Raw genomic sequence first — 20285 nt, forward strand, 5'->3', positions numbered from 1 at the left:
ATGAATAACTTAAACGTAATTATTGCCGATGACCATCCGATTGTTCTTTTCGGTATCCGAAAGTCTCTGGAACAAATTGAATGGGTTAACGTTGTAGGTGAGTTCGAAGACTCAACAGCACTGATCAACAATCTCTCTAAGCTCGATGCCAACGTCCTGATCACCGACCTCTCTATGCCGGGTGAAAAGTATGGCGATGGCATCACGCTGATTAAATATATTAAACGTCACTATCCGGATCTGTCGATTATCGTTCTGACCATGAACAATAACCCGGCGATTCTGAGCTCCGTGCTGGATCTCGATATTGAAGGGATCGTTCTGAAGCAAGGCGCACCAACCGATCTGCCAAAAGCTCTGGCTGCACTGCAGAAAGGCAAAAAGTATACGCCGGAAAGCGTGGCAAAACTGCTGGAGAAGATCAGCGCTGGCGGTTACGGCGACAAACGCCTGTCACCAAAAGAGAGCGAAGTGCTGCGTCTGTTCGCTGAAGGTTTCCTGGTGACCGAAATTGCCAAGAAACTGAACCGCAGTATTAAGACCATCAGTAGCCAGAAGAAATCAGCCATGATGAAACTGGGCGTGGATAACGATATCGCGCTGCTGAACTACCTGTCGTCTGTCAGCCAGACTCAGGTCGAAAAAGACTAGTATCACGAGGCGGTGCTACCGGCACCGCCTTTACTCCCGCCCTATCCTGCCCGCGTTTTACGTACCCGCTCTGCATAGATCGCCAGCGTTACCTTCAGCACGTCTAAGGTCACCGGTTTCGACAGACAGTTATCCATTCCCGCATCCATACAACGCTGCTTCTCTTCAGCCAGCGCGTTGGCCGTTACGCCCACCACCGGGAACAGATGTCCCAGCTGACGGAGCCGCTGCGTCAGGCGATAGCCATCCATATTCGGCATGTTAACGTCGGTCAGCACAATATCGATCTCATTGCGGCTCAGCACGTTGAGCGCGTCGACCCCATCCTGCGCGGTTTTGACCTGGTAACCCAGGGTGCCGAGCTGTTCAGAGAGCAGCATACGGTTGATCGGATGATCGTCAACGATCAGCACCATAATGTCGTCGTTATGCACTTTTTGCTCTACCGGCCCGGCCAGCAACAGCGCATCCGCTGCGTCGCTGTCCAGCACGATGCGATAGATACGCGCCAGCAGCGTCGGCACTTCATGCAGCGTGGCGGTAGAGTGAATCCAGCGTCCCGGATGAGGTTCACGCGGCATATCCACATGCGACCCGTCAAAAGTAACCAGCGCCCGCAGCGGCAGATCGATTTCCAGTTCGTAATCGGTCATCACCACATCGTCCGGGCCGGGCTTGCCGTTGTACTCAGCAACCTGAATGCCCTGCTGCCGCAACTGCCGCGCAATAAATTCCGCCAGGTATTCGTTGCACATCGCCAGCCAGATTTTTTTGTCCTGCATCTCTTCCAGCCGCGGTAGCGCAGGCGGTTGGCCTTTATAAATCGGAATGCGTACGATGAACTGACTGCCCATGCCCGGCTCTGAGTCGACCTCAATATCGCCATCCATCATGTTGATCAGTTTTTCACAAATCGCCAGCCCCAGTCCGGTACCCTGGAAATTACGCTGCACGCCATTACCCACCTGGAAGAAAGGATCAAACAGCCGCGGCAGCTCTTTGGCCGGAATGCCAACCCCGGTATCGCGCACGCGGAACGCCAGATAGCCCTCGGCCACATACGCATGCAGGATGATACAGCCGGTGTGGGTAAACTTAATCGCGTTATTCAACAGGTTTGAGATCACCTGTTGCAGACGCAGCGGATCGCCATCCAGCACCTGCGGGACGTCATGCTCTATGAAGCAGTAGAGCGTCAGCCGTTTTTTCACCACCAGCGACAGGTAGTTACCCACGATATGGGTAACAATTTCACGCGGCGCAAACGGACGCGGCTCAATCTTCAGTTGTTCCGACTCAATTTTAGAGAAGTCGAGAATGTCGCTGATGATTTTCAGCAACAGGCTGGACGAGTTATTCATCGCGGTGACCAGCGAATCAATGCCGCTCGGCAGCTGCTTGGTCTGCAACAGATCGAGGTTACCGATGATGCCGTAAAGCGGCGTGCGCAGTTCGTGACTGACGGTGGCGAGGAACATCGATTTCGACTGACTGGCCTGTTCCGCCGCGTGCGCCATCTCCTGCAGCGACTGCTCCATCCGGACACGCGCCGAAACATCCACCAGCACGCAAATCGCTACGTTTTCATTGCGATAGCGCGAGTGAACAAAGCTGATTTGCAGGTTGGTGTTACTGCCGGTCAGCACATCAACAAAGTTCACCTGCTGGCCGCCAATGATTTCGTTCAGCCGCTGGCGATCTTCCTGGGTCAGCAGCGTCAGATAGTTATGCGCCAGCTCATTACTCAGAATGTTGGTGCCGTCGCTGGTGCGTAAGATACAGATACCCACCGGCGCGGAGGCGACAATTTTACGGTTAAACTGCTCATGCTCCTCCAGCCGGTGCGCATTCTCTTCGGCGGGCAGGAACATCCGGCGCTCAAACAGCCAGGCCAGGGTAAACAGCATGATCGCGCTGAAAATATTGAGCAGCAGCGCATTGATCATCATCAGCTTCAGCTGATCGACCATCACATGAGTCGGGATTGACCACACCACGTTAAGATCGGACGGCGGCAGCGGTTTCTTCAGTACCAGCTGGCGATAACCGTTGAGGTAGCCAAACCAGGTTTTATCATCGGGCAGATCGTCCAGCGAGAAGCCAAGACCGCCACGGCGCGAATTGAGTAACGGACGATAATTTTCATCGGTTACCGAGGCGATAACCGGCAGGCTGCCGGGCTGAATAAATTCGTCCAGCCGGATATTCTGCTCGACGCCGAGCAGCGCCTGCAGTTTATTGGCGACATAGACCGGCACCACCATATAGAAGGTACCGACACCCGGCTGGGCAGTGCTGTTAATCCAGTACATCGGATTGCGGCGCTCTTCTTCATTGCTGTTGCGGTAGCGCAACACGTTCTCACGCAGCGATTTCAGGCTACGCTCGCGATCGGCGTTGCTGCTGCCGATGGTAAAGTCAGCCAGACACTGATTTTCGCCACCAATGAAAAATACCCGATTCAGCTCATACGACGAGGCGAAGTTACTTTTCCAGTAATTGATGTAGTAGCTAAGGGAATCCAGCGAGTTGCGCCAGGTGTTGCTCATTGAGGTACAGTCGCCATCGGAAAACAGCGGTGTAAACTGCGGCTGAGCCGCTTTGCCTGGCATCATGCCGGTCAGCACATCCAGCCCGCTGCTGGCGTTGGTTAAGCGGTTCTCAGTAATATATTTCAGCTCACGCATCATGTCGGCTGAATGCCGGACATACCACTGAATAGAGCCGTAATTACTGGCGAACTCCTGACGAACCTGCGTCTCTTTTTCATGCAACACGCTGATGATATAGAAGGCGGTCAGTACGGCGCCCAGCGTCCAGATTAGCAGCGCCAGCGCGCGAAAAAGATAGCGCGAGATGCGAAGCGTGGTGCGGAAAGAGACAGGATATTTCAAGTGGAACTCGCAGTTGGCAAGGTTAGTCGCATCATCGATTTTTAATGCCCATACACTAGCTTTAACGGGAAAAAAAAGCCAGTCGGTAGCGGGTTTAGCGCCAGGATTGGGAATCTTTTAGGATAGCGAAAGCGGTATCTTTACTCCAGCATCAGGTGGCCGTATCTGCCCATTCAACCCAAGACACGCTCATAACAATAAAAAGCAACGCCGCTGACTGAACCAGAAAGACCCGCACCCAGTTCACCGCTTCACCGCTTCACCGCTTCACCGCTTCACCGCTTCACTCCACCACCACCCATAACCCGCAGCTACCAGCGCACAGCCACCAGCGCACCCCAGCCAGACCAGAAAGACCCGCTCTGCCCGAAGAGCAAAGCGTCCGCGCCAGGGATGGCGCGGCCGATCCGCAGGGAAGCGGGAATCCTTTACGATCGGGCAGTGCGGGCCTTTCGGCCGCACCCAGCTCACCGCAGCGCCGCTTCACCCCACCACCACAACAACAACTCACAACCGCCAGCGCACCACAGCCAGACCAGAAAGACCCGCTCTGCCCGAAGAGCAAAGCGTCCGCGCCAGGGATGGCGCGGCCGATCCGCAGGGAAGCGGGAATCCTTTGCGATCGGGCAGTGCGGGCCTTTCGACCGCACCCAGCTCACCGCAGCGCCGCTTCACCCCACCACCACAATCCACAACTCACAACTCACAACTCACAACTCACAACCACCAGCGCACCCCAGCCAGACCAGAAAAGCCCGCTCTGCCCGAAGAGCAAAGCGTCTGCGCCAGGGATGGCGCGGCCGATCCGCAGGGAAGCGGGAATCCTTTGCGATCGGGCAGTGCGGGCCTTTCGACCGCACCCAGCTCACCGCAGCGCCACTTCACCCCACCACCACCCATAACCCGCAGCTACCAGCGCACAGCCACCAGCGCACCACAGCCAGACCAGAAAGACCCGCTCTGCCCGAAGAGCAAAGCGTCCGCGCCAGGGATGGCGCGGCCGATCCGCAGGGAAGCGGGAATCCTTTGCGATCGGGCAGTGCGGGCCTTTCGGCCGCACCCAGCTCACCGCAGCGCCCTTAACCGCTTCACTCCACCAACCACACCTCACTCACCGCAGCGCCACCTCAATGCTCCGCCATCAGCGCCAAAAAAAACGGCAGGCCGGGTTTCCCCTGACCTGCCGTTTCGGCAACGAATCTCAGCTTACGTCAGACAAATTACTCTTCGTCTTCAGCCGCGTCATCTTCGTCTTCTGCATCCGCTTCCGGTGCAATCTCTTCATCGTCGAGCTCCGCTTCCGGCGCGATATCATCCTCGCCTTCCGCCACGCTACCGTCGATTGAATCCAGCTCTTCTTCTTCAACCGGTTCGGCAACGCGTTGCAGACCGACTACGTTCTCATCTTCTGCCGTACGAATCAGAATCACACCCTGGGTATTACGCCCCACGATGCTGACTTCAGACACGCGAGTACGCACCAGCGTACCGGCATCGGTGATCATCATGATCTGATCGCCATCGACTACCTGAACCGCTCCAATCACCGGACCGTTACGATCGGTCACTTTGATCGAGATAACACCCTGCGTCGCACGCGACTTGGTCGGGTATTCGCTGTTGGCGGTACGTTTACCGTAGCCATTCTGCGTCACGGTCAGGATTGCACCCTCTTCACGCGGCACAATCAACGACACCACGCGATCGCCTTCGGCCAGCTTGATGCCGCGCACACCGGATGCGGTACGGCCCATCGCACGGACCGCGGTTTCCGCGAAACGCACCACTTTACCGGCTGCGGAGAACAGCATCGCTTCATCATTACCGTTGGTCAGCGCCACGCCGATCAGCTCATCGTCGTCACGCAGATTCACGGCAATAATGCCGGCGCTGCGCGGACGGCTGAACTCTTTCAGCGCGGTCTTCTTCACGGTACCGAGCGCGGTCGCCATGAAGATGTTAAAGCCTTCGGTATACTCGCGTACCGGCAGAATCGCAGTAATACGCTCGTTGGCTTCCAGCGGCAGCAGGTTAACGATAGGACGTCCACGCGCACCACGGCTCGCTTCTGGCAGCTGATAAACCTTCATCCAGTAGAGACGGCCACGGCTTGAGAAGCAAAGGATAGTGTCATGGGTATTGGCAACCAGCAGGCGATCAATGAAGTCCTCTTCTTTGATACGCGCGGCCGATTTACCTTTACCACCACGACGCTGCGCTTCGTAATCGGTCAGAGGCTGATACTTCACATAGCCCTGATGCGACAGCGTCACGACCACATCTTCCTGATTGATCAGGTCTTCGATATTGATGTCAGCGGTATTGGCGGTGATCTCAGTACGACGCTCATCGCCAAACTGATCGCGCATCAGCTCAAGTTCTTCGCGAATCACTTCCATCAGACGCTCGGCGCTGGACAGGATATGCAGCAGCTCAGCGATCTGATCCAGCAGCGCTTTATACTCATCCAGCAGTTTTTCATGCTCAAGGCCGGTCAGTTTCTGCAGACGCAGATCCAGAATCGCCTGGGCTTGCTGCTCGGTCAGATAATACTGGCCGTCACGGATACCGAACTGCGCATCCAGCCACTCCGGACGCGCGGCGTCATCACCGGCACGTTCCAGCATCGCGGAAACGTTGCCCAGATCCCACGCCTGCGCAATCAGACCGGCTTTGGCTTCCGCCGGGCTTGGCGCACGACGAATCAGCTCAATGATCGGATCGATGTTGGCCAGCGCAATCGCCAGACCTTCAAGGATATGCGCACGGTCACGGGCTTTACGCAGTTCAAAAATGGTACGACGCGTCACCACTTCACGACGATGGCGGACAAAGGCTTCCAAAATCTCCTTCAGCGCCATAATCTTAGGCTGGCCCTGATGCAGCGCCACCATGTTGATGCCGAACGAGGTCTGCAGCTGAGTCAGTGAATAGAGATTATTCAGCACCACTTCGCCGACCGCATCACGCTTGATCTCAATCACGATGCGCATACCGTCTTTATCAGACTCGTCACGCAGTGCGCTGATGCCTTCGACGCGCTTCTCTTTCACCAGCTCGGCAATTTTCTCAATCAGACGCGCCTTGTTAACCTGGTAAGGCAGCTCATGAATGATGATGGTCTCACGGCCGGTTTTGGCGTCCGCTTCCACTTCGCCACGCGCACGGATATAAATTTTGCCGCGCCCGGTACGGTAGGCTTCTTCAATGCCACGACGACCATTGATGATGGCAGCGGTCGGGAAATCGGGTCCCGGAATGTGCTCCATCAGCCCTTCAATGCTGATGTTCTCATCTTCAATGTAGGCCAGGCAGCCGTTGATCACTTCGCGCAGGTTATGCGGCGGAATATTGGTTGCCATCCCCACGGCGATACCGGAGGAACCATTGACCAGCAGGTTTGGAATTTTGGTCGGCAGAACTTCAGGGATCTGCTCAGTGCCGTCGTAGTTAGGGACAAAATCGACGGTCTCTTTTTCCAGGTCAGCTAACAGATCGTGGGCGATTCTGGACATGCGGACTTCGGTATAACGCATCGCCGCAGCGGAGTCGCCGTCGATGGAGCCGAAGTTGCCTTGACCGTCCACCAGCATGTAACGCAGGGAGAAAGGCTGGGCCATACGTACAATGGTGTCGTAAACGGCGGAATCACCATGCGGGTGATATTTACCGATAACGTCACCGACGACGCGGGCAGATTTTTTATAGGGTTTGTTCCAGTCGTTACCCAGTTCGCTCATCGCAAAGAGTACGCGACGATGCACCGGCTTCAGGCCGTCACGCACATCGGGTAAAGCTCGGCCAACGATGACCGACATGGCGTAATCGAGGTAAGAATTCTTTAACTCTTCTTCGATATTGACCGGTGTAATTTCTCTCGCAAGGTCGCTCATGGAGCCGCTATCCCTCTACTTAATCCCGGATTTTAAAGGTGCGAAAGTATATCACACTGCAATGCTCTGGTGAACGTTAACCACCGATTTCAGCCGCTTTTCCTTGCGCCTGAAAGGTGTGCCATAACCGGTTAAGCGTTTATACTGATGGCACATTTTGTCAGGAGTTACGATTCAATGAATGCACAACCGCAGAATCATCAGCAGAACGTCGATGCGCAGGAAATTGCCAAATTTGAGGCCGTGGCCTCGCGCTGGTGGGATCTGGAGGGTGAATTTAAACCGTTGCACCGGATCAACCCGCTGCGACTGGGCTATATCGCGCAGCACAGCAACGGTCTGTTTGGTAAAACCGTGCTCGACGTCGGCTGTGGCGGCGGCATCTTAGCGGAAAGCATGGCGCGTGAAGGCGCTATCGTCACCGGACTGGATATGGGCGCTGAACCGCTGGCCGTGGCGCGCCTGCATGCTCAGGAGAGCGGCGTAACGCTCGACTATGTCCAGCAGACGGTGGAAGCGCACGCGGAGCAGCACGCCGGAAAATATGATGTGGTGACCTGCATGGAGATGCTGGAGCACGTGCCCGATCCCCGCTCGGTGGTTCACGCCTGCGCGCAGCTGGTCAAGCCCGGCGGCGAAGTCTTCTTCTCTACGCTGAACCGCAACCCGAAAGCCTGGCTGCTGGCGGTGTTTGGCGCCGAATATGTGCTGCGTATGGTGCCGCGCGGCACCCACGACGTGAAGAAATTCATCCGTCCTTCCGAACTGCTGGGCTGGGTTGATGAAACCGCGCTGCGTGAACGCCACATCATCGGCCTGCACTACAACCCCGTCACCAACCGCTTTAAGCTGGCACCGGGTACCGACGTCAACTATATGGTGCATACCCACCGCGCGGTCTGAGTCACGCGGCTCGCCGGTTAGCGCGGGCCTCGCCGCAGGATTAAGCGTCAGCAGGTTCTATCCGCTGACGCCTTCACCCTCTTCTGCCCTCCTTTATTACCCGTGTTACCCGTTCATCGGCAGCCTGGCGGCTATCCGATAGCGGGTTGCTCCACCGTCGGCGAGCATTCTGTTATCGGCCAACGGGTTAGGCTGAACCGCGACGAGCTGACCTCTCTGCTCGTTCCATGTTCGCCCGCCAGCAGAACCACGGGTAGCGGGTTTTGGCGATTTTTCACCCTTTCTCAGACCTGGCACAGCGGATTGAATAAGAAATACGCGCCCGATCAAATTAAGAAAAAAAAGTGGGATCTGGTTGACATGATGGCGGGCCTTATAAGACGCGGGCTAAGAAATTTCGCAGAAATTACAACCCCTCCAGACATCATTTTTTCCTCTTGTTAAGCGGCAGTAAAATACTAAAATATGCCCCCATATAGTTATGGCTTTAGCCCAAACCCCCTAGATGTTGTGTTTATCCACATATTATTCACAATGAATATGCTGTGTATAAACCGGGATTTCTTTTAATTTTTGGATACTCACGCAAAGGTAAAAACGCGACATGAACCAAAGTCTGCTCGTTACTAAACGCGATGGCCGCCAGGAGCGCATTGATCTCGACAAAATTCACCGTGTACTGGACTGGGCAGCCGAAGGGCTGAACAACGTCTCAGTATCGCAGGTGGAGCTGCGCTCCCACATTCAGTTCTATGATGGCATCAGAACGTCTGACATTCATGAGACCATCATCAAGGCCGCAGCAGACCTCATCTCTCGCGATGCCCCGGATTATCAGTACCTCGCCGCACGCCTGGCGATCTTCCATCTGCGCAAAAAAGCGTATGGCCAGTTTGAACCGCCGAAGCTGTATGACCAGGTCGTTAAAATGGTCGGCATGGGCAAATATGACCGTCACCTGCTGGAAGATTACAGCGAAGAAGAGTTTGCCCGGATGGACGAGTTCCTCGACCACTGGCGTGACATGAACTTCTCCTACGCCGCCGTGAAGCAGCTGGAAGGGAAATATCTGGTGCAGAACCGCGTCTCGGGCGAAATCTACGAGAGCGCGCAGTTCCTCTATATCCTGGTCGCGGCCTGCCTGTTCTCGGGCTATCCGCGCGAAACGCGTATGGATTACATCAAGCGCTTCTACGATGCGATCTCGACCTTCAAAATCTCACTGCCGACGCCGATCATGTCCGGCGTGCGCACGCCAACGCGTCAGTTCAGCTCCTGCGTACTGATTGAGTGCGGCGACAGCCTGGACTCGATCAACGCCACCTCCAGCGCGATTGTTAAATATGTCTCTCAGCGCGCCGGTATCGGCATCAACGCCGGTCGTATCCGTGCGCTGGGCAGCCCGATCCGCGGCGGTGAAGCGTTCCATACCGGCTGTATCCCGTTCTATAAGCACTTCCAGACGGCGGTGAAGTCCTGTTCTCAGGGCGGCGTACGCGGCGGCGCAGCCACGCTGTTCTACCCGATGTGGCATCTGGAAATCGAAAGCCTGCTGGTGCTGAAAAACAACCGTGGCGTAGAAGGCAACCGCGTGCGTCACATGGACTACGGCGTACAGCTCAACAAGCTGATGTATCAGCGCCTGCTGAAAGGGGAAGATATCACCCTGTTCAGCCCGTCTGATGTGCCGGGCCTGTATGATGCGTTCTTCGCCGATCAGGATGAGTTTGAGCGTCTCTACACTAAATATGAGCACGACCAGAGCATCCGTAAGCAGCGGGTGAAAGCGGTCGACCTGTTCTCACTGATGATGCAGGAACGTGCCTCTACCGGCCGTATCTACATTCAGAACGTCGATCACTGCAACACCCACAGCCCGTTTGACGCCAGCATCGCGCCGGTTCGCCAGTCTAACCTCTGCCTTGAGATCGCGCTGCCGACCAAGCCACTGGAAGATGTGAACGACGAAAATGGTGAGATCGCCCTGTGTACGCTGTCAGCATTCAACCTGGGCGCGATTGAAAGCCTGGACGATCTGGAAGAGCTGGCGACCCTGGCGGTACGTGCACTTGATGCGCTGCTCGATTATCAGGACTACCCGATCCCGGCGGCCAAACGTGGCGCGATGGGTCGTCGTACCCTGGGTATCGGCGTGATCAACTACGCTTACTACCTGGCGAAACACGGTGTGCGCTACTCCGATGGCAGCGCAAATGGCCTGACGCACAAAACCTTTGAAGCGATTCAGTATTACCTGCTGAAAGCCTCAAACGAGCTGGCGAAAGAGCAAGGTGCCTGCCCGTGGTTCAATGAAACCACCTATGCGCAGGGCATTCTGCCGATCGACACTTACAAGAAAGATCTCGACACCATCAGCAACGAGCCGCTGCATCTGGACTGGGAAAGCCTGCGTGAAGAGATTAAAACGCACGGCCTGCGCAACTCAACGCTCTCTGCGCTGATGCCGTCTGAAACTTCGTCGCAGATCTCCAATGCCACTAACGGCATTGAACCACCACGCGGCCACATCAGCATCAAAGCCTCGAAAGATGGCATTCTGCGTCAGGTGGTGCCGGAGTATGAGCGCCTGAAAGATCAGTACGAGCTGCTGTGGGAAATGCCGAACAACGACGGCTACCTGCAACTGGTGGGTCTGATGCAGAAATTTATCGACCAGGCGATTTCGTCGAACACCAACTACGATCCGTCGCGCTTCGCCAATGGCAAAGTGCCGATGAAGCAGCTGCTGAAAGATCTGCTGACGGCCTACAAGTTTGGCGTGAAAACGCTCTACTACCAGAACACCCGTGACGGTGCGGAAGATGCACAGGATGACCTGGCCCCTTCTATCCAGGATGATGGCTGCGAAAGCGGCGCATGTAAGATCTAACGGGCGGGCGGGAGAAACTCCCGCCCCACTCCTTTCACGGGGCGGCTTCGCTTCGTCTACTTTTGGACATTTTTTATGGCTTACTCCACTTTCTCACAGAACAAAAATGACCAGCTGAAAGAACCGATGTTTTTCGGTCAGTCGGTAAACGTGGCGCGCTTCGACCAGCAGAAATATGACATCTTTGAAAAGCTGATCGAAAAGCAGCTCTCCTTCTTCTGGCGTCCGGAAGAAGTCGATGTATCACGCGATCGCATCGACTATCAGGCGCTACCAGAGCATGAAAAACACATCTTCATCAGCAACCTGAAGTATCAGACCCTGCTGGACTCGATTCAGGGTCGTAGCCCGAACGTGGCGCTGCTGCCGCTGATCTCTATTCCGGAGCTGGAAACCTGGATCGAAACCTGGGCGTTCTCTGAGACCATCCACTCGCGCTCTTATACCCACATCATCCGCAACATCGTGAACGATCCGGCGGTGGTGTTTGACGATATCGTCACCAATGAGCAGATTCTGGCCCGTGCCCAGGATATCTCCCGCTATTACGACGATCTGATTGAGATGACCAACTACTGGCATCTGCTGGGCGAAGGCACCCATCAGGTCAACGGCAAATCGGTGACTGTCAGCCTGCGCGCCCTGAAGAAGCAGCTCTATATCTGCCTGATGAGCGTCAATGCGCTGGAAGCGATCCGCTTCTACGTCAGCTTCGCCTGTTCATTCGCGTTCGCCGAGCGTGAGCTGATGGAAGGCAACGCCAAAATCATCAAGCTGATCGCCCGCGATGAAGCGCTGCACCTGACCGGCACCCAGCACATGCTGAACCTGCTGCGTAGCGGTGAAGACGATCCGGAGATGAAAGAGATTGCGGCGGAGTGCCGTGAAGAGTGCTTCGAGCTGTTTAAGAAGGCGGCGCTGCAGGAGAAAGAGTGGGCGGAATATCTGTTCAGCGGCGGTTCGATGATCGGCCTGAACAAAGATATTCTCTGCCAGTACATTGAGTACATCACCAATATCCGTATGCAGGCGGTTGGCCTGGATTTGCCGTTCCAGACCCGCTCTAACCCGATTCCGTGGATTAACTCCTGGCTGGTTTCTGACAACGTCCAGGTTGCGCCACAGGAAGTGGAAGTGAGTTCCTATCTGGTGGGTCAGATCGATTCTGAAGTGGGCGCTAACGACTTCGACGATTTCCAGCTGTAATCATGAGCCGCGACGTTGTGATTCTGCGCAGTTCCGGCACCCGGCTGGAATGCACAGACGAACATACCAATCTGCTGACGCTGCTGGAAGCCAATAATCTCTGCGTGGAGTTCCAGTGCCGCGAAGGCTACTGCGGCTCCTGCCGGATGCGGCTGCTGAAAGGCGAAGTGCATTACCCACAGCGGCCGCTGGCCTTTGTGCAGCAGGATGAGATCCTGCCCTGCTGCTGCAAAGCCAAAGGCGAGATCGAAATCGAGCTATAAACACAACGGGCGCATCAAGCGCCCGTTTTGCTGTTCCACCTTTACTCTCTGACCGTCTCAACCACCTCGATCCAGCCGTGACCGGTACTGACTTCGCTGCCGTGAAGCCAGCGGCGCAACATATTCATCGCCATCATCGCCACCACCTTCTGCCGCGTCTCCAGGTTATAGCGACCGGTGCTGAACTTCACGCGCTGGCCCCAGCTGCCTGCAGGCGTGTGCAGCGCTACCGCAATCTCCTCCTGCTGCAAACTGCCGACCGAGAGTGCCAGCGCTGCCTGCTGCTGCGTCGCCAGTTCACGGGTGCGCGCCACCTGTTGCGTCAGCGTCTCCTGCTGCGGCGGAAATATGTGCGCACCACTCAACGGCACATCCGCTGCGGCCAGCTGCCAGTTCAGCAAGCCAGCGGTATAGTGCTCACTCACCGTCAGCCGGTAATCCCGCTGCTGTAACTCACGCGCCAGCAGCGCTGGCAGCCCCTCCGTGCCCTCAAAGATCGTGCATTCTGCCAGTTGCAGCCGCACCTGCTGCCATACCTGTTCCATCGCCACGCGCTGGCTGGCCGGGCCGGTCAGTTTGATCTCAATGATCGGCATCGAAGAGCGGTAACCCATGACCACCCCTTCCGGTAACGCCAGCGGCTCAAGCTCTGCGGCCAGATCGCTTTCGCCACGACCAAAGGTGGTCAGACGCAGACAGATCGGCGGCTCAGGCGGGGAAAACTTCGCTTTCAGACGCGGAATAATCTGCTGCTCGACCATCACTTTAAATTCAGACGGCACGCCGGGAGTAAAGAACATCCAGCAGCGATTCAACTGCAGAGCAAAGCCGCAGGCGGTGCCGACCGGATTATCAATCAGTTCAGCATTTGCCGGGATCTCCGCCTGTTTCCGGTTGCTGGCCGCCATCACCCGTCCGCGGCTGGCAAACCAGGCTTCCATCTGTTCCAGCCAGTCCGTTTGCAGCTCCAGCTCCACACCGCAGGCCTGCGCGGCGGCCAGCGCGCTGAGATCGTCGCTGGTGGGTCCCAGCCCACCATTGACGATCAGCACATCCGCCTCATGACTGCGCGCCTGAAGCGTGCTCACCAGCGACTCAAGGGCATCGCCCACCGTGGTGCGGCTGGTCATCGGTAAACCCTGCTGGAATAAAATATCGGCCAGCCAGGCCGCATTGGTATCGACGATTTGGCCATGCAGCACCTCATCCCCGGTTGAAAGCATCTCGACTCTGATCACGTTGGTTCTCCTTATGCCGGTCGCTTTACTGTAGGAAGTCCGCGGATGAAACACAATCAGCATCGATCACCGAGGACCGCAGGCGGAACTGAACGGAAGGAGTCTGGCTGAGGATGTGACTGCGGAAAAGTCGCGCCCCGGCGGCCCGACGGGGTTTACACTGATGCTGGCATTCAGCGCGGCGCGGCAAAAAAAAACAACAAAAACGGCGGGGAACGCCCGCCGTTTTTATCATCACACTGCTGTTACGGTGTCGTCTGAAAGATTAGCGACGCGCCAGCAGCAGGCCGAGCACCAGACCGGCAGTGGCACCGATACCGATTCCCTGCCACGGTTTTTCATGCACGTAATCATCCGCACGGTAGGCCGCTTGTTTGGCGCGATAGTAGTAGCTATCAGACGCCTGGCTAACGCGGGATTTCACATCGTGCAGTGCCTGTTCCGCTTTAGTTTTAAGCTCGATATATTTTTGATCGGCTGGATCGCCTGAAGACTTCAGCACTTCTTCCAGCGTTTCAGTCAGCAGCGTAATATCGTCATCCAGATTGGTTTCGAATTGATCAGTCTGATTTACCATCATTTCCTCCGTGTGAATTGCAAAGCAGTCTCTTAACTATAGCTACAATCTGGCGCTCTGCCGTTTTACCGCCCCAGGAATCACCTGATATTTCATTTGCTAACGCCAGACAAACTGCCGGGATATCCGCTACGCTTTCGCAAAGAAGTGTAAGACGCAGGGGTAAACGCCGAATTTCGCTTCGCTTCTTTGATTAATCTGATAAATTTTCTTCGGAGTGAATTTTACCGTAACCGGACTGTCGTATCCTCCTGTTGCCTGTGATTATCGGGCCATGAAAGTGCATCCCGCACGACAGTCACGACAAACTCGAACAGCTAAGGAATGATCTCTGGCATGAATCGAAGAATGTTTATGAAAGCGTCAATGGCCTTCTCCGCCGTCAGCGGCATGACCGGCCTGTCAACGCTGTTTGCGCAATCCGCCTGGGCAGAAGATGGCATTGCTGACGGAACCGCAGTACGCTTCGATTTCGACGTATTGAAGAAGAATGCAGCCGCGCTGGCGAAACAACCCTGGAGTGGCGCGCCCGGCGCGCTGCCGCAGACGCTGGCCACGCTAACGCCGCAGGCCTACAACGAAATTCAGTATGACGCCAGCCATTCACTGTGGAACAACATTCCCGACCGTGAACTTGACGTCCAGTTCTTCCACGTCGGCATGGGCTTCAAACGGCGTATCCGCATGTTCTCGGTTGACGGTGAAAGCCGCCAGGCGCGCGAAATCCACTTCCGTCCTGAGCTGTTCAACTACAACAATGCGCACGTCGATACGCAACAGCTGGAAGGCAAAACCGATCTCGGCTTCGCTGGTTTCCGGGCATTTAAAAAGCCGGAACTGGCCCGCCGTGACATCGTCTCCTTCCTCGGTGCCAGTTACTTCCGTGCCGTGGATGAGACTTTCCAGTACGGTTTATCGGCGCGTGGCGTGGCCGTTAACACCTTCAGTAACGGTCAGGAAGAGTTCCCGGACTTCACCGCCTTCTGGTTTGAAACGCCGAAAGCGGAAGACACCACCTTCACCTGTTACGCCTTACTGGATGGTGCCAGCCTGACCGGCGCTTACAAGTTCATCATCCACTGCGAAGAGAAACGCGTGGTGATGGAAGTGGAAAACCACCTGTTTGCCCGTAAAGAGATCCGCCAGATCGGCATCTCGCCGATGACCAGTATGTTCAGCTGCGGCACCAACGAACGCCGCATGTGCAACACCTACCATCCACAGATTCATGACTCCGATCGGCTGGCGATGTGGACCGGGAAAGGCGAATGGATTGCCCGTCCGCTCAACAACCCGCAGCGTCTGCAGTTCAATGCTTATGAAGATGAGAACCCGCGCGGTTTTGGTCTGTTGCAGCTTAATCACGACTTCAAAGATTATCAGGATGTGATTGGCTGGTATGACAAACGTCCGAGCCTGTGGGTGGAACCGGTGGGGAAATGGGGTAAAGGCGCGATCAACCTGATGGAGATCCCGACCACCGGTGAGACGCTGGATAATATCGTCTGCTTCTGGCAGCCGGCGGAACCGGTAAAAGCGGGCAGCGAACTGAACTTCTCCTATAAGCTCTACTGGAGTGGTCTGCCGCCGGTGCGCAGCGGACTGGCGCGCGTTGATGCCACCCGTACCGGTATTGGCGGCTTCCCGGAAGGCTGGGCACCGGGCGAGCACTTCCCGGAAACCTGGTGTCGCCGCTTCGCCATCGACTTTATTGGCGGCGATCTGCAGGCCGCCGCGCCAAAAGGGATTGAACCGGTGATTACCGTTTCATCCGGCAGCGTGAAGCAGGTGGAGATCCTCTACGTTGAACCGCTCAAGGGCTACCGTATTCTGTTTGACTGGTATCCGAACAGCGATTCCACCCAGCCGGTGGATATGCGTCTGTTCCTGCGCAGCAAGGAAGAGACACTGAGTGAAACCTGGCTTTATCAGTACTTCCCGCCTGCACCGGACCAGCGCAAATACGTTGATGACCGGCAGATGACGGTGGGCTAAGTCCGTAAGGCGAGGCACTGGCCTCGCCTTTTTCTATTCTGCCGTGGCGGCCTTCTGCATATCAATATGCGGGATGCCATCTTCGAGATAAGTCTCACCGATCGGCTCAAAACCGTGCTGCCCATAGAACGCTTGCAGATGCGCCTGCGCAGAGAGAAACAGATCCCGTTGCGGCCAGTGCTGCTGACAGCTCGCCAGCGCCTCGGTCATCAGGCGGTTGCCCAGACGGGCGCCGCGCACGCTATCAGACACAACCACCCGCCCAATCTTTACCGGGCTGGCCGCATCGGCCGGGGCCAGTAACCGCGCGTATGCCACCAGCTGATTGTCGTGCATCCCGAGCAGATGACGGTTATCGCCCTGCAAATCCAGCCCATCCACATCCAGATAGGCGCACTGCTGTTCCACTACAAACACCCCACAACGCAGTGCCAGCAGCGCATAGAGCTCGGTGGTGGTCAGGTCACGATGATGTTTATCCCGCCAGGTTATGTCCATAGTCTCTCCTTATCAGTTTGCTCACTTTAGCGGATTGGCCTGTGGCGAAACAGATTATCGCCGCGCGGCAGGCAAATTAGAGGCAAAAAAAATCAGGCCCGCAGGCCTGATTGTTCGGTAAGGGTCGAAGTTACATCAGCGGCTGGGCCATCTGCACCAGCGTAATCAGCGGCTGCGGGTAAACCCCTAACAGCAGCACCAGAATCGCTGAAATCAGCACCACCACACCACCCGCGGTGAAGGCCCAGTTAGCTGGCGTATCGCGGGTATGCAGTTCCGGCGGGCTAAGGTAGAGGCTCACCGTGACGCGCAGATAGTAGTAAAGACCAATCGCACTGCCCGCCACCACGGCACCGGTCAGCCACCACAGGTGCGCACTGACGCCCGAGGCGATAACGTAGAATTTACCGATAAAGCCGAGCGTCATCGGGATACCGGCCAGTGACAGCATCATCACCGTCATTACCGCTGACAGGATCGGACGATGCCAGAACAGACCGCGATAGGAGTAGAGCGAGTCAGCATCCGGGCCACGATACGGGCTGGACATCAGACTCACCACGCCAAACGCGCCGAGGCTGCTGAACAGGTAACCGGCCAGATAAACCCCGGCTGTTTCCAGCGACAGCTGATGATCTTTCACCGCAATCAGCGCCACCAGCAGATAACCGAGGTGAGCGATTGAAGAGTAACCCAGCAGACGCTTGATGTTGCTCTGAGAGATCGCCATCAGGTTACCGAACAGGATCGAGACGAAGGCGATCACGCCCAGCACGGTCCGCACTGCTTCACTGTCGGTCACCGGTGCATACATGAACAGACGCATGATGACGCCGAAAATCGCAATCTTGCTGGCGGTTGCCAGGAAGGTAGAAACCGGCGCAGGCGCACCCTGATAAACATCTGGCGTCCAGAGATGGAACGGCACCAGCGACAGTTTAAAGCCAAGACCGATGATCATCATACCCAGACCCACCAGCAGCAGCGGCTCCTGAATCATGCTGTCGGTCAGGCTCTTGCCGAGCGTCACAAAGCTGAGGTTACCGGAGTCAGCGTAAATCAGCGCAATACCAAACAGCAGGAACGACGAAGCCGCCGCTGACAGAATGGTATATTTCAGTGCCGCTTCCAGTGAGCGTTTCTGGCGGAAGGCGTAGCCGATCAGACCAAACAGCGGCAGTGACAGCAGCTCAATACCGATGAACAGCGCTGCCAGATGGTTAGCGCTGGCGAGCACGATGCCACCGAGCGCCGCAATCAGCACCAGCAGATAGAACTCATCTTTGTTGTCGGGGAAATCCGTCAGCCAGGGATAAGCAAAGGTACAGGTTGCCAGACTCGCCAGTAAAACCAGCGCGGTATAAAAGATGGAATAGCCATCAACCCGCAGCAGCGGCGTGACATCCATCGCCCCGACCTGGCCAACAAAGTAGAGTGACAGCAGTGCCAGGTTCAGGCCCACCACCGTTAGCGTGGCGTTAACGAAGTGGTTGCGTCGCCAGGCAATGGACAGCATCACAACCACCACCGTCAATCCGACGATTAACAGCGGCAGCAACGCGATCAATTGTTGAGGAGTTATTGTCATGGCGAATTACGGCCTTGTAGTTGAAATTGAAGCGGTAAACCACTGCTGAATATTGCTCATGGCAGCGTGCGAAGTATCCAGAATCGGCTGTGGATAGACGCCCAGCAGCACCAGCAGCACCACCAGTACCCCGATAGTCAGAAACTCACGCGGCGACATGCCCGGCAGCGGATCTTTCGATTTCGCTTCGCCGTAGTAAGCGCGCTGCATCATCACCAGCGAGTAGACCGAGGCGAACACCAGACCAAAGGTGGCGATGACGATGATCACTGGCACCACCTGGAAGCTGCCGGTCAGAATCATAAATTCGCCGACGAAGTTACCGGTGCCCGGCATCCCGAGGTTAGCCACGGCAAAGAACAGCGACAGGCCAGGAATCCACTTAATCCGCGACCACAAGCCGCCCATCTGACGCATATCACGGGTATGCAGACGCTCATAGAGCTGACCACACAGGATGAAGAGTGCCGCGGCTGACAGGCCGTGCGCAATCATCTGAATCACCGCACCCTGGAACGCCAGCTGGCTGCCGGTGTAGATCGCAATCAGCACAAAGCCCATGTGCGAGATTGAGGTGTAAGCGATCAGACGTTTGATATCGGTCTGCGAGAACGCCATCCAGGCACCATAGAAAATACCGATGATGCCTAACCACATGGCAATCGGCGCGAACTCGGCGGAGGCGTTCGGGAACAGCGGCAGGCTGAAGCGCAGTAAACCGTAAGCCGCAGTCTTGAGCAGAATACCGGCCAGATCCACCGAACCTGCAGTGGGTGCCTGGCTGTGCGCATCTGGCAACCAGCCGTGCAGCGGTACCACCGGCATTTTTACCGCGAAAGCGATAAAGAAGCCCAGCATCAGCAGATACTCGACACCGCTCGACATCGGCGTTTTCAGCAGCTGTTCGTAGTTAAAGGTCCAGACGCCGGTGGCGTTGTAGTGGACGAAAACCAGACCCAGAATCGCAATCAGCATCACCAGACCTGACGCCTGGGTATAGATGAAAAATTTGGTGGCGGCGGTAATACGGGTTTTACCGTCAGAGGCTTTATGACCCCAGAGCGCGATGAGGAAGTACATCGGCACCAGCATCATTTCCCAGAAGAAGAAGAACAGGAACATGTCGATGGCAAGGAACACCCCGATCACGCCACCCAGAATCCACATCAGATTCAGGTGGAAAAAGCCCTGATACTTTGAAATCTCATTCCAGGAGCAGAGCACCGCCATCAGGCCGAGCAGGCCGGTCAGCACCACCATCAGCAGCGACAGACCATCGATAGCGACATGGAAACTGATGCCGAAGCGTGGAATCCAGGGTACGGAGAAACTTGACTGCCACTGCGGAATGCCCGCTGCCTGCGTCAGTGAATAGCCTCCCTGCAACCAGAGTTGCAGCGAAAGCGCCAACGTCAGCCCCATGGTGATCAGTGCGATCCAGCGTGGCACCTTCGCGCCAAGGCGCTCGGTCAGCCAGCAAATCAGACCACCGACGAAGGGTATGATAATTAGCCAAGGTAATAACACGGCACACTTCCCTTTTCTTTGTCTTAGTTCGGGCTATCTTACTTGCCATTTTGGCTCCCGGCAGTGCTCGCAATCCTCACATACTTCAGTATGCTCCGGTTGCTGTGCGCTGGCGGTAACCAAACTGGCCGCGACGATAACGCCCTTACTCAGGACAATTTT

General features: G+C 56.1%; 13 protein-coding genes. 6 read left to right on the top strand and 7 right to left on the bottom strand.

What is annotated here, in order from left to right:
- On the top strand, positions 1 to 651 hold the full coding sequence (gene rcsB / locus ACX3P5_RS12420) for a response regulator transcription factor RcsB (protein WP_031376602.1): 651 nt from the start codon (positions 1 to 3) through the stop codon (positions 649 to 651).
- Positions 652 to 692: 41 nt separating this feature from the next.
- Here the strand turns inward: rcsB and rcsC are convergent, their stop codons facing one another.
- Both rcsC and gyrA read right to left on the bottom strand, forming a co-directional pair.
- Positions 693 to 3545 carry a two-component system sensor histidine kinase RcsC gene (rcsC, locus tag ACX3P5_RS12425; protein ID WP_336755641.1) on the bottom strand — a complete coding sequence of 951 codons (2853 nt, stop codon included), beginning with the start codon at positions 3543 to 3545 and terminating at the stop codon, positions 693 to 695.
- 1220 nt (positions 3546 to 4765) lie between these two features.
- On the bottom strand, positions 4766 to 7438 hold the full coding sequence (gene gyrA / locus ACX3P5_RS12430; RefSeq protein WP_336755642.1) for a DNA topoisomerase (ATP-hydrolyzing) subunit A: 2673 nt from the start codon (positions 7436 to 7438) through the stop codon (positions 4766 to 4768).
- A gap of 177 nt (positions 7439 to 7615) precedes the next feature.
- Between gyrA and ubiG the strand changes: the two genes are divergently transcribed.
- The 4 genes from ubiG to yfaE all read left to right on the top strand — a co-directional run bounded on the left by ubiG (position 7616) and on the right by yfaE (position 12700).
- Positions 7616 to 8341 (top strand): bifunctional 2-polyprenyl-6-hydroxyphenol methylase/3-demethylubiquinol 3-O-methyltransferase UbiG, encoded by a 726-nt coding sequence (gene ubiG, locus ACX3P5_RS12435; RefSeq protein ID WP_094119698.1) that lies wholly within the window; start codon positions 7616 to 7618, stop codon positions 8339 to 8341.
- 604 nt (positions 8342 to 8945) lie between these two features.
- Complete coding sequence (nrdA, locus tag ACX3P5_RS12440) at positions 8946 to 11231, top strand: class 1a ribonucleoside-diphosphate reductase subunit alpha (protein ID WP_336755643.1); 2286 nt, start codon at positions 8946 to 8948, stop codon at positions 11229 to 11231.
- 75 nt (positions 11232 to 11306) lie between these two features.
- Positions 11307 to 12437, top strand: a complete 1131-nt coding sequence (nrdB, locus tag ACX3P5_RS12445) for a class Ia ribonucleoside-diphosphate reductase subunit beta (RefSeq protein ID WP_233987546.1) — start codon at positions 11307 to 11309, stop codon at positions 12435 to 12437.
- A 2-nt stretch (positions 12438 to 12439) separates the two neighbouring features.
- Positions 12440 to 12700 (top strand): class I ribonucleotide reductase maintenance protein YfaE, encoded by a 261-nt coding sequence (yfaE, locus tag ACX3P5_RS12450; protein ID WP_233987545.1) that lies wholly within the window; start codon positions 12440 to 12442, stop codon positions 12698 to 12700.
- A gap of 41 nt (positions 12701 to 12741) precedes the next feature.
- Here the strand turns inward: yfaE and ACX3P5_RS12455 are convergent, their stop codons facing one another.
- Both ACX3P5_RS12455 and elaB read right to left on the bottom strand, forming a co-directional pair.
- A complete protein-coding gene (locus tag ACX3P5_RS12455; protein ID WP_458968789.1) occupies positions 12742 to 13938 on the bottom strand; it encodes a nicotinamide mononucleotide deamidase-related protein YfaY in 1197 nt (398 codons plus the stop codon).
- A 265-nt stretch (positions 13939 to 14203) separates the two neighbouring features.
- A complete protein-coding gene (gene elaB, locus ACX3P5_RS12460; RefSeq protein WP_233988143.1) occupies positions 14204 to 14515 on the bottom strand; it encodes a stress response protein ElaB in 312 nt (103 codons plus the stop codon).
- Positions 14516 to 14851: 336 nt separating this feature from the next.
- Here elaB and ACX3P5_RS12465 point away from each other — a divergent pair, with 336 nt between their 5' ends.
- Positions 14852 to 16510, top strand: coding sequence for a glucan biosynthesis protein D (locus ACX3P5_RS12465; RefSeq protein ID WP_336755645.1), 1659 nt, complete (start codon positions 14852 to 14854; stop codon positions 16508 to 16510).
- A gap of 33 nt (positions 16511 to 16543) precedes the next feature.
- Here the strand turns inward: ACX3P5_RS12465 and ACX3P5_RS12470 are convergent, their stop codons facing one another.
- The 3 genes from ACX3P5_RS12470 to nuoM form a co-directional block, all read right to left on the bottom strand.
- Positions 16544 to 17008, bottom strand: a complete 465-nt coding sequence (locus ACX3P5_RS12470) for a GNAT family N-acetyltransferase (protein WP_458968790.1) — start codon at positions 17006 to 17008, stop codon at positions 16544 to 16546.
- Positions 17009 to 17138: 130 nt separating this feature from the next.
- Entirely contained in the window at positions 17139 to 18596 is a 1458-nt protein-coding gene (gene nuoN, locus ACX3P5_RS12475) for an NADH-quinone oxidoreductase subunit NuoN (RefSeq protein ID WP_233987541.1), read from the bottom strand.
- Between the two features lie 6 nt (positions 18597 to 18602).
- Entirely contained in the window at positions 18603 to 20123 is a 1521-nt protein-coding gene (nuoM, locus tag ACX3P5_RS12480) for an NADH-quinone oxidoreductase subunit M (RefSeq protein ID WP_094119703.1), read from the bottom strand.
- Between the last annotated feature and the right edge of the window lie 162 nt (positions 20124 to 20285).

It is taken from the genome of Pantoea sp. S-LA4, from assembly GCF_054482835.1.

Coding starts and splice junctions, on each gene's coding strand:
- elaB (WP_233988143.1), bottom strand. CDS start 14,515: ATGGTAAATCAGACTGATCAATTCGAAACCAATCTGGATGACGATATT.
- nrdB (WP_233987546.1), top strand. CDS start 11,307: ATGGCTTACTCCACTTTCTCACAGAACAAAAATGACCAGCTGAAAGAA.
- yfaE (WP_233987545.1), top strand. CDS start 12,440: ATGAGCCGCGACGTTGTGATTCTGCGCAGTTCCGGCACCCGGCTGGAA.
- rcsB (WP_031376602.1), top strand. CDS start 1: ATGAATAACTTAAACGTAATTATTGCCGATGACCATCCGATTGTTCTT.
- gyrA (WP_336755642.1), bottom strand. CDS start 7,438: ATGAGCGACCTTGCGAGAGAAATTACACCGGTCAATATCGAAGAAGAG.
- nuoN (WP_233987541.1), bottom strand. CDS start 18,596: ATGACAATAACTCCTCAACAATTGATCGCGTTGCTGCCGCTGTTAATC.
- ubiG (WP_094119698.1), top strand. CDS start 7,616: ATGAATGCACAACCGCAGAATCATCAGCAGAACGTCGATGCGCAGGAA.
- nrdA (WP_336755643.1), top strand. CDS start 8,946: ATGAACCAAAGTCTGCTCGTTACTAAACGCGATGGCCGCCAGGAGCGC.
- ACX3P5_RS12470 (WP_458968790.1), bottom strand. CDS start 17,008: ATGGACATAACCTGGCGGGATAAACATCATCGTGACCTGACCACCACC.
- ACX3P5_RS12465 (WP_336755645.1), top strand. CDS start 14,852: ATGAATCGAAGAATGTTTATGAAAGCGTCAATGGCCTTCTCCGCCGTC.